The organism is Paenibacillus sp. N119s, assembly GCF_059447605.1.
On record NZ_JCAJRU010000184.1, the window covers coordinates 1 to 10,512 of the forward strand.

Annotated in this window: 9 protein-coding genes; 5 read left to right on the forward strand and 4 right to left on the reverse strand. The window is 42.3% G+C overall.

Annotated features, from left to right (window positions below; genetic code table 11):
- Nucleotides 1-378 (forward strand): integrase core domain-containing protein (locus AC5V8P_RS18685; protein ID WP_495473770.1); only part of this gene is annotated, 378 nt, incomplete at its 5' end.
- A 61-nt stretch (nucleotides 379-439) separates the two neighbouring features.
- Here AC5V8P_RS18685 and AC5V8P_RS18690 read toward each other — a convergent pair.
- Entirely contained in the window at nucleotides 440-592 is a 153-nt protein-coding gene (locus tag AC5V8P_RS18690; protein ID WP_495473771.1) for a hypothetical protein, read from the reverse strand.
- A 204-nt stretch (nucleotides 593-796) separates the two neighbouring features.
- On the opposite strand from AC5V8P_RS18690, the gene AC5V8P_RS18695 reads away from it, so the two are divergent.
- The 3 genes from AC5V8P_RS18695 (at nucleotide 797) to AC5V8P_RS18705 (ending at nucleotide 6,063) form a co-directional block, all read left to right on the forward strand.
- The gene (locus tag AC5V8P_RS18695) at nucleotides 797-934 is read left to right on the forward strand and encodes a hypothetical protein (RefSeq protein WP_231116855.1); all 138 of its coding nucleotides are present in this window, start codon (nucleotides 797-799) and stop codon (nucleotides 932-934) included.
- Nucleotides 935-1,345: 411 nt separating this feature from the next.
- Nucleotides 1,346-3,346, forward strand: a complete 2,001-nt coding sequence (locus AC5V8P_RS18700) for a methyl-accepting chemotaxis protein (RefSeq protein WP_064797011.1) — start codon at nucleotides 1,346-1,348, stop codon at nucleotides 3,344-3,346.
- A gap of 152 nt (nucleotides 3,347-3,498) precedes the next feature.
- Nucleotides 3,499-6,063 carry a hybrid sensor histidine kinase/response regulator gene (locus AC5V8P_RS18705; protein WP_064797010.1) on the forward strand — a complete coding sequence of 855 codons (2,565 nt, stop codon included), beginning with the start codon at nucleotides 3,499-3,501 and terminating at the stop codon, nucleotides 6,061-6,063.
- Between the two features lie 5 nt (nucleotides 6,064-6,068).
- Here AC5V8P_RS18705 and AC5V8P_RS18710 read toward each other — a convergent pair whose 3' ends face one another.
- On the reverse strand, nucleotides 6,069-6,761 hold the full coding sequence (locus AC5V8P_RS18710) for a response regulator transcription factor (protein WP_064797009.1): 693 nt from the start codon (nucleotides 6,759-6,761) through the stop codon (nucleotides 6,069-6,071).
- A gap of 548 nt (nucleotides 6,762-7,309) precedes the next feature.
- Between AC5V8P_RS18710 and ectB the strand changes: the two genes are divergently transcribed.
- Nucleotides 7,310-8,572 (forward strand): diaminobutyrate--2-oxoglutarate transaminase, encoded by a 1,263-nt coding sequence (ectB, locus tag AC5V8P_RS18715; RefSeq protein WP_063212937.1) that lies wholly within the window; start codon nucleotides 7,310-7,312, stop codon nucleotides 8,570-8,572.
- A gap of 93 nt (nucleotides 8,573-8,665) precedes the next feature.
- On the opposite strand, the gene AC5V8P_RS18720 is transcribed toward ectB, so the two are convergent.
- Together AC5V8P_RS18720 and AC5V8P_RS18725 are read right to left on the reverse strand one after the other, a co-directional pair.
- Nucleotides 8,666-9,184, reverse strand: a complete 519-nt coding sequence (locus AC5V8P_RS18720; protein WP_063212938.1) for an NAD(P)H-dependent oxidoreductase — start codon at nucleotides 9,182-9,184, stop codon at nucleotides 8,666-8,668.
- Between the two features lie 166 nt (nucleotides 9,185-9,350).
- A complete protein-coding gene (locus AC5V8P_RS18725; protein ID WP_064797008.1) occupies nucleotides 9,351-10,475 on the reverse strand; it encodes a GGDEF domain-containing protein in 1,125 nt (374 codons plus the stop codon).
- Nucleotides 10,476-10,512: the final 37 nt, after the last annotated feature.

Consider the following 10,512-nt stretch of genomic DNA (forward strand, 5'->3'; position numbering starts at 1 on the left):
ATCCATGAACGTATTCCGCTCAAGACACCCAATAAGAATGCGCATATCGAGTCGTTCCACGCGATCTTGGAATCGGAATGTTATCAGCGGCACGAATTTGAAAGCTATCCCCCTGCGTATGAAGTTGTTACTGGCTTTATCCACAACTATAATCATGCTCGGCTACATGGCAACATCTATGGTATGTCGCCCGATAGGCTATTTGAATGTTTTTTTAATAGGAAAAAACTAGAACCATCTGAACGCTTAGGCTATTTGGCAATAGCCGCAGTATTCGCTGCCCTATGGTTAACAAAATTTTTACCGAATCCATGGCGAATTCCCGCTATAATAGTTGTCGCATTTATCGGCATGTTCATATTTAGAAAAAGTGGGTAAGCGAGTAAGAGAAATCACTGCAAATCTAAATTGGTCAGGAGAGATTTTTAATGTTATCACTTCATGGAACCTTTTCGGCGTCTATCTTGAGGTTATTACGAAGGTGATTCAGAGTTTCGGCGATGTACAACGCTACCACTAATTGTTTTTGTTCTTCGGTTTGTGGTCTTTCCTCTTGTAATTTATCCTGTACATTCCTACGATGTATTTCCATAAATTTTTCTAACTCCATGATATCTTACACCCCTTATTTAACAATTTACTGATCGGCTTAAACTCATCAAGCATTGTCCGATTGTACACCTTATTGTAAACCGCCTTACTTGGGGTACGCCACCTGGGACTAAGGGATGATCTACCAGCTAAACAGTCCGTTCTGGAAGTTCAAGTTGAATTTAAGCCGAATAGGGTTGTTATTTTGAAGGATAAAGGACAGCCAGAGATTGCAGAGATAGCTCCTTATATCCATGATTGCGACCTTGTCGATGGCAAACCAGCCGTATATGTGAGAGCATTTTGCCTGTCAGGCACCTATCACTTGTATCGGCGATCTTAGGACTTTGCTGAATAGAATGGAATAAAGCAAATTTAATCCCCTGGGTGGGCAACATATGGTGATTTTCGATAAATGACCCTATGTGTGCCGACTTCAAGGGGATTATTTTATGTAAAGAGGTAGGTATAGTGTGTTGAAACTAACATTTTCTTAATATCTACATTGCATTTTTCTTAATAATTTTTAGGTATATTATATCAAAGAACCGGTTCCGTTCAGCCTTTCGGTATTCAAAAATAAGTACATATACCTATTCAGTTAGCGTGTTTATATCTTTTTATATCGAAGCATTTAAGCAAGGAATTGTGAAATAACGAGAAAAAAAACTGTCGGGAGACTGTCATCCTCGGCAAGACGAAGCGGTTCACCATAGGTTACGAAATTCAGGCGATGAAATGGAGATGTTTAGTAATGAAAAAGTTTTCGGGTAAAAAATGGAAGGTGGCGAGGGTACTCAATGAAAATTTCAAAGCAAAACTAATGGTGGCCTTTGTTGCATTTTTGATCATACCATCTATGATCGTGGGGGCTTTGTCGTTTGAGAGCGCTAGTCAGCAGATTCGAAACCAGATCGAAGAAAGTGCTGAACAGGCTATCATTCGTACTAATTTTACAATTGATAGTACGATTGAACCCAAGCTGCATGATGCAGAATATTTTGCAGAAAAACTAAAAGGCAATCGGGTAGAGACGGAGGAACAAGCGTCTAAACTGGAAGAGTTGTTTAAGCAATATGCTGCACTTCACCCAGAAGGAGAATCCATCTATTATGGTACGAAAGACGCTAAAATTACAACCTATCCACCAAAGCAATTACCAGATAATTATGATCCACGTATCAGACCTTGGTATGATGACGCGATAAAGGGTAATACAAAGACAGTGATTAGTTCACCTTATCTTTCGGCAGACTCAAAGCAAATGACGGTTACAGTGTCCAGAGCTACACCAGATGGATCAGGTGTTATTGGCATTGACCTGAAAATCAGTGGTATTAAAGATACATTGAATAATATTAAAGTAGGCCATGAGGGTTATGCCATATTGCTAGATCGCAACCATACTTACATTGTTCATCCGACGAAGGCAGTAGGCACCAAAATTACAGATATTGAATCACCCATGTTTCAGAGCGACACTGGTGAATACGAATATGAGTATGAAGGTCAGCTCAAGTATATGAACTATGCGACCAATAAGCTGACAGGCTGGAAGGTAGGCGGAACGCTTTATTTATCCGAAGTGGATGAAGCAGCATGGCCGATTTTGGTCAGCACTTTGCTTACCATTGTTGGTTGTCTTGTGGTTGGTGTTATCATTGTTTATATCTTGATCCGTTCCATCATCAAACCGATTTTAAAGCTTAAAGAACAGGCGGAAAATGTGAGTGCCGGGGATCTGACACAGGACATTCAAGTCATGAGCAAGGACGAGATTGGAGAATTAGGAGCAGCTTTTCAGAAAATGCAGAACAACTTGCGATCGGTTATTCAGAACGTAGGGAACAGTGCAGATCACGTTGCTCTCTCTTCGAATGAGCTGACGATAAGCGCGGAACAAACCAGCGCTGCAAGTGAGCAGGTGTCTCAGGCTGTGCAAGAAATTGCTAGCGGAGCGGAGAAGCAGACGACAGGACTTGAAAAAAATTCAATGGCACTGGATGAAATAGCACAAGGAGTCACCCGAATCGCTGAACGCTCGACTTCAGTAGCGGATCTGGCCAGACAATCTGCCTTGCAAGCAGAGGAAGGACGAAAATCTGTGGAGCAGACAGGCGAGCAGATGGATTCCATTCACCAGTCAGTAGAGCGTTCCAACGGAATGATTCAAACCTTGCAAGCCCGCTCTCATGAAATTGGAGAAATAACGAAGGTCATTAGCGATATCTCCAATCAGACGAATCTGCTGGCCTTGAATGCAGCTATTGAGGCAGCCAGAGCAGGTGATCATGGTAAAGGTTTTGCGGTCGTTGCGGATGAGGTGCGCAAGCTGGCAGAACAGTCTCAGACATCTGCCACCCAGATTGCCAACTTGATTGGCGAAATTCAGCTTGAAACCGAAACGACGGTGGAGACGATGGACAGGGTTACGACTGAGGTGAAGGACGGACTGCAGATTTCCAAAGCGACCATTGTGAAGCTGAACCATGCGATGGAAGGCATTCGGGAGACCACGCCTCAGATCGAAGAGGTTGCCTCGATTGCCCAGCAAATATCCGCCAGTGTACAAGAGATTGCAGCGACAGCCAATGAGCTGGCGACGATTGCAACCGGTAATGCCGCCACATCTGAAGAAGTGGCCGCCTCTTCACAAGAGCAACTGGCTTCCATGGAGGAAATCTCGGCTGCTGCTCAGTTGCTTTCCAATATGGCTGCTGATTTGAAGGTAATGGTCAGTCGCTTCAAATATTAAAAACGAGCTTGAACCCTATCGAATCTATAGTACAATGAATGCTCGGGACAGTTCTTTAAGCCTTATGGCATAAGGAAACTGTCCTGAGTTTTTTTTATATTTCCGTTACAGCTTTTTGCGACGTATCCGGAGATTACAAGGAGGACGAACACTTGGTTCGAGATTTATTGTTATATACGATTGTCATATTATTGTTAGTTTTGATTTTTCAGCGTCAGCTCATTCGTCAGGCAATCACGACTGTCTTTTATGGGCTGGCAGGAATTCTGTTTTTATATTATGGCATAAATGATACAACACTGCTGACCTGCATGCTGGAAATTGGGGGGAGTCTATTGTTTATGACTCTGCTTGGACAGGCTCTAACCCCGACCAAGTATACATATAGGCAGTGTGTGCTGAAGAAAAATCATGATCTGCTAACTTTACTTCGAGTTCAACCTGGCTTTACCTTCAGGCTGGAGCAAAGAGATGATGAATTTTATTATATGCTGCTTGATGGTGAATTGCTGGAGCGCATGGGTCTAAATCTGCAAGTCAATCTCAATAAATGGGAGCATGTGAAGCGGATCGGAGATATTTTGGAGCTTTCCTCTGAAACATTAGAGCAGCTGACCGAATACTACAAACAGGCTTGGTTCGGTGATCGGATTGTATTTGAATTGGAGTTTTGGGAATATTCAGCCTTGATTACCCTACATCCTGTCAGGATGGATGGGTTCACCAGATATGTCATTGGTCATGTATTGGATATTACGGAGTATAAAGCTTCCGAGCAGAAAAAAAAGGAAATGAGCGAGTCTAGCCATGCGAAAAGCGTTTTTCTAGCCCATATGAGCCACGAAATTCGAACGCCGCTGAATGGCATCATTGGCCTCTCAAAGCTGTTGAGTAAGACTCAACTGACTGACGTTCAAAAAGATTACCTCCACAAGCTGCTTGCCTCCTCACGCACTCTTTTATCCATGCTCAATAATGTGTTGGATTTCTCCAAGATGGAGGCCTGTAAGCTGGAACTGGAAAGGGTTGAATTTGAGTTGGAAGACATGCTTCGGCATCTCGCAGATACTATGGGGACTTTGCTGGAACATAAAGAAATAGAGGTAGTTTTCATAACAGACCCGGAATTGCCGAAAAGTTTCAAGGGAGACCCGCTTCGAATGGAGCAAGTACTTTTAAATCTTCTGACCAACGCCATTAAGTTTACGGAACAAGGACATGTATTGTTACAGGTAAAATTGGTAGGCCAGCAGGACGAACGGGTGAGTGTTTCTTTTATGGTGGAAGATACGGGTATAGGCATTTCCAAAACGGGGATGGACAAGCTATTCGTCCCTTTTTCCCAAGTGAGTACCTCAACCCACCGATATGGAGGTTCTGGACTAGGTTTAGCGATTAGCAAGCAATTGGCTGAAGCGATGGGCGGTACCATAGAAGTGAAAAGCGGTTTAGGAGAGTACAGTCAATTTTACTTTAATGTAGAGCTGGAAAAAGGAGAGTTGAACAAGAGAAGCACACAGCTAGAAAAATCGGTCTACGGCAAAGCTTTAATCATTGCACAGCATGAACTGGTGAGCCATAGCCTGGACGAACTACTGCAAGATTTGGGGCTACAAACTCTCATCGTTTCATCCTTTCAGGAATATGCAGATGCTTTTCAAAAGGGTGAACATTTTGATCTTGTTATGATTGATATGGGGATAGCAGGCTTTAGAGAACTTGAATCACGGAGGCATTGGTTTCATATGCTGGATAAGCAAATGACTCAGGTGATTGGACTTACAACAGTATTCCAATTGGAAGCTGTAGCTGCTGATGCCGCAGATCATGGGGTGGATGCTTTTTTGTCTAAGCCTGTAACTCGGAGCGCTCTTCTGGAGCTTCTCCGCTTGAGGTCTAAGCAGGAAAAGTCAGGGTCTGTGGATAATCACAGTCTGGAAGCTGCTGCAACAATGAATTCCCAATACGAAGTGGGGAACTCAACACAAAAGTATCAAATCCTCATAGCAGAGGATAACGAGATTAGTCAGGTCGTGATAACCGAGTTTTTGGCAGAGCGCGGTTTCGAGGTAACAGTAGTTACAAATGGAAGAGAAGTAATCAAGGTACTGGAACGGTGTTCCTGGGATGTGGTGTTGCTTGATCTGCATATGCCGGAAATGGATGGTTTTGAGACGGCTAGACATATTCGAAAGAACAGAGCTTTTGACAGACTCCCGATTATCGCTTTTACCGCAGATGCAGTGCAGCCTGAACGGGAAGCTTGTCTTCGTGCGGGCATTAATGATGTGTTGCTCAAGCCTGTACATGAATTGACCGCAACAAGAATGCTAAATAGCTGGATCCATTTAGCGTGGTTGCAAGAATTATATGGCATTCATGCGGAAAAGGCGATAGCGGGAATGGATGGCAAGGTGTATATTTTTCAATTTGCCCTATATAAATGGATACAAGAATACCAGTATCTTGACAAGAGAATTGTGAGGAAAATGGACAATGGGCAGTTGTCTTCGGCTCTTCGATTAATTCACTCGCTGAAGGGAGGGACGGGGAATCTGTGTGCAACTGAACTGCTGGCCAAGGTGATCGAGCTGGAGAAAGCATTGAAGCGCAGCAATCGAACCTCAGCGGGAGAACTGTATCCAGACTGGCGAGAGCAACTGAGTGCGGTTCAAAAGGAGATTAATCATATTAAATCATCCATACCCTGGATATAACTTCGTTATTGCATAAATTTGTAGCCGATTCCCCAGATGGTCTTAATCAGTTGTGGTTTCTTGGGGTCTTTTTCGATCTTTCTGCGTAAATGGTTAATATGTACGTCTACTGCCCTTTCATTAATAAAGGAGTCTGTGCCACGGAGAGCCTGAATCAAGGCATATCTACTAAATACAATTCCTCGGTTCGAATAAAAAAGCTTCATTAGCTCAAATTCCGAATAGGTCATTTCTATTATTTGACCATTCACGGTAACCATTCTTCTCGCCAGATCTAAAGTAATGCCATTTTCAGGTTCAGCCTCGGGTGAAATGCTTCTTCCTTGCAAGCGTGTGATTTTTATCCGACGAAAAAGAGCCTCGATCCGCGCTTTGAGCTCCTGCAAACTAAAAGGCTTGCAAATATAATCATCTGCTCCCAACGTAAGTGTACGAATGCGCTCTGAAATGTTGTTTTCTGTGGAAATCACAATGATCGGCACGTCCGTATGCTTGCGTATGACCGGGCAGGGATTTACGCCATCCAAATCGGGAAGCAACAGATCTAGCAAAATAATATCAGGCTGCACCCTATCGAGTCGGGCAATCCCTTCGGTCGCTTGTTCTACTCGTGTAACGTTGTAGCCTTCTCCTGTTAAATATAAGGAGAGAGTGTCACCTAGCATATTATCATCTTCAATAATTAAAACATTAGACATGATGTGTTTCCTTATCTATTTTTAAATTTTGCAAGTTCTTTTGATAGAGTAAACTCCTTTGGTCGGTCTGTCAAAAGCTCAGCTATATGATGAAAATCCAGTAGCCAGACAGTCTCGATATATATCTATTTGATATGGAAATGTACTTTTTTTGAGATTTATTGCTATATTACATCGTTTTTCATATAAATTTAACAATATACTGCAGGGAAATGACCCTTAATTACAATAAATTAACAAAAGATCTCAGAAACATGCATTGACTTTAAAGAAAATTATGGTATTTTATTACATAGGAGTTGACATCCTCTGACAAGACCCCTTAGAAAACCCCACTATTTAAATCTTCCATTAACTCACTCTTAATATTCCATTTTTGTATTTTTCTGTACTCTATATGTTCCTGTGATCGTACTCATGATTTTTTTGGTGTGGATATCCCATTTTGATTCAGACTGTCTACTCATTTTAGCTTACATATTTACACTTTTTTTGCTTTCCATGCTTGTATTTTTCAAAAAATCAGGTCAGCGGGAGGACGAATGATTATGAATACTTTCGAAACACTGGAGTCCAATGTAAGATCTTACTGCAGAAGTTTTCCAGTTGTTTTCAACAAGGCGAAAAACGATGTATTGTACACGGAGACAGGGGAGGGCTATATTGACTTTTTTGCCGGTGCAGGGGCTCTGAACTACGGGCATAATAATGACTTTATGAAAAATCGGTTACTAGATTATCTAACCTCCGATCGGATCATGCATGGTCTGGATATGTACACCACGGCCAAGCAAGAGTTTATAGAGTCTTTTTCCGAGCGTATTCTCCAGCCTAAGGGCTTGAATTATAAGCTTCAATTTTGCGGACCGACAGGAACGAATGCGGTGGAAGCAGCACTGAAACTTGCGCGTAAAGTGAAAAAAAGAAACGGTATTTTTGCTTTTATGGGTGCGTTCCACGGTATGTCGCTGGGTAGTCTATCTATTACCAGCAACACCTCCATGCGAGAGAGCGCAGGAGTCCCACTGAATAATGTTACCTTTATACCTTATAACAGTACGTTTAATGGAATGGATACCATTTTGTATATGGAACAGCTTTTAACAGACACTCATTCGGGTGTGGAAAAGCCTGCTGCGATTATTTTAGAGACAGTACAAGCTGAAGGTGGTATTAATATCGCAGATAACGAATGGCTGCGTGATTTGCGACAGTTGTGCGATGATCATGATATTTTGCTTATTGTTGACGACATTCAGGTCGGTTGCGGCCGAGTTGGTTCGTTCTTCTCGTTTGAGCGAGCAGGAATTGTTCCTGATATGGTTGTCCTGTCCAAGTCAATCAGTGGATACGGTCTGCCAATGTCTTTGCTGCTGCTTAAGCCAGAACTGGATATTTGGAGTCCAGGTGAACATAACGGCACCTTCCGTGGAAATCAGCTAGCATTTGTCGGAGCAAAGGCAGCGCTGGAGTTTAGAGACACAGTAGAGCTGGAAGCTCAAGTAAAGGAAAAAGAGGCTTTTGTTCAGCAGTTTTTGCGTGAACATATCCAAACGATGGATCCGCTTATTAAAATTCGCGGCTTGGGATTAATCTGGGGAATTGATGTGACCCATCTGGGAGAAGCTTTCGCCAAGGAAGTAGCTACCCTCTGCTTCAGTAAGGGACTTATTATTGAGCGAGCTGGGCGTAACGATACGGTACTTAAAATTATGCCAGCGTTAACGATAACTTTGGAAAACTTGAGTAAGGGCTGCAACATTATTAAAGAAAGCATGGCTCAGGTAACCAGCAACTTAGTTACGCTGTAAATTGTAATTCCATCAGCAAAACCCCTTGGCTGGAGTCGCCATCTGCTGCAAGGCAAGCAGGGGCGACACCTTCCAAGAGGTATTTTGCAAAAATTAAGAAATAACCGCTTGCACGTATTTTTGTGCAGATTGCTCCAACTGCTCGTCTGTCAAAACGGCTGCACCATACTGCACGAAATAAGGGAGCAACTTCACACCAATCATATGGCCTGTAGCTTCAAAAGGTCTCAACAGTTCTTCGATCGTGTACCTGTTTCGTCCACCATGTTGATAGTTTTCCTCCACGCTGGCAGCAGACAAGGCGATCAATAACTCTTTGCCCTGTAGCTTGCCACCCTCGCTTCCATAAGCCCAGCCGTAGGTTAAAACCTTATCCAGCCATTTTTTCAGCAGGGAAGGACTGCTATACCAGTAAAAAGGGAATTGCAGAACAATGCGATCATGCTCCTCTAGCAGTTTCTGCTCGTGGGCAACGTTGATTTGCTCATCCGGGTATACCTCATATAAGTTGTGAACCGTCACATTGGATTGCTTCTCGAGTTCTTGCATCCATCTTTTGTTAATACGAGACTCTGCCAGATCAGGGTGAACAACGATAACGAGTGTTGACATGTAAAAACCATCTCCCCAAAGCTTATTTTTCGTAAGTAAATAACCATTCTGCGTGTACCCATTTTAGTTTTAACCCATAAAATTGTCAACTCTTCTCAATTTTTATGTTCTACATACAAAAAACTCCGACAATCTATGCCGGAGTTACATTAAATGCATTTTTACATTAAGCGATATGGTTAAGAGCAACAATTTTATTTTTACCGGAGCGCTTGGCTTGATACAAATAGTCGTCTGTCTCCTGGAAAAATACATCTTTGTCTTTGTTCATATCGTCGGTGTAGCTTTTTAATCCAATGCTTACGGTTACAGAAACGATTTGCATTTTCTCCTGAAAGGTCATCTTCTCCACTTCACGTCGAATGTTCTCTACAATCTGATAAGCTTCCTCAAAAGTATGCTCGAACATTAAAATAGCAAACTCCTCACCGCCATAGCGGGCGGGAATGTCATTTGCTGTAATCTGCTCCGTAATAATTTGTGAGATGCCTTCCAAAATTTTATCTCCAAACTGATGTCCGTAAGTGTCATTGATTTTCTTGAAATTATCAATGTCCACTAATGCCAGATGGATGATCGCGCCTTGTTCGGCATATTCCAGTGCTTTTTCATAAAAATTTTGGAAGGACAAATGATTGTACAGCTTTGTCAAACCATCGGTCATGGACATTTTGCTGATAATCGCGTTGCTGATCATTAATTCCTGCTGAGCACGCTTGGTTTTGTATAAATCGACTAACAAATCGCGGCCGCTGGCCTGAATAATGAGGGCAATAAAGGTAGACATAATCAAAAATGTTGGAATTGCCACGATATCAAATTCTGACAAATAGCTGCGGAATGACTCATCTATTGCTAGCAACAGAAAAAAGACGATCACTTGCAATATAAAAGAAAGCCATATTAAGCGACGATTGAAGAACAGGATCGAAGAGAAAATAGGCAACAAGCACACCGCTGGAATAATCCGGATATCATAGTTTAAGCGAATAATCATCCAACAAATGACGGTACTTGCCATAAACAGAATTTCAAAAGAAAACCTGTTAAATTTAAAATGTGCGAGTTCTGCAAGTAAGTTGGATCCACACATGATTAGCGTGGGAACAATAAGGGTGCCCACGTAAAATTCATAAGGCGAAGCGGGATAATCAAGGAATAGGTAGCTGCCCAGCTGGACAATAAAATGTACAGCTATAATCGTCCAGTAAAGTAATAGCATTTTGCGAACCCAGCGGGCTTGCTTTGTTTTGTAATCCATAGATTGAGTAAGCCGTTTTGTCTTGTTCATGATGTCACCACACTTAATGTATCATTAGCCATTCTCG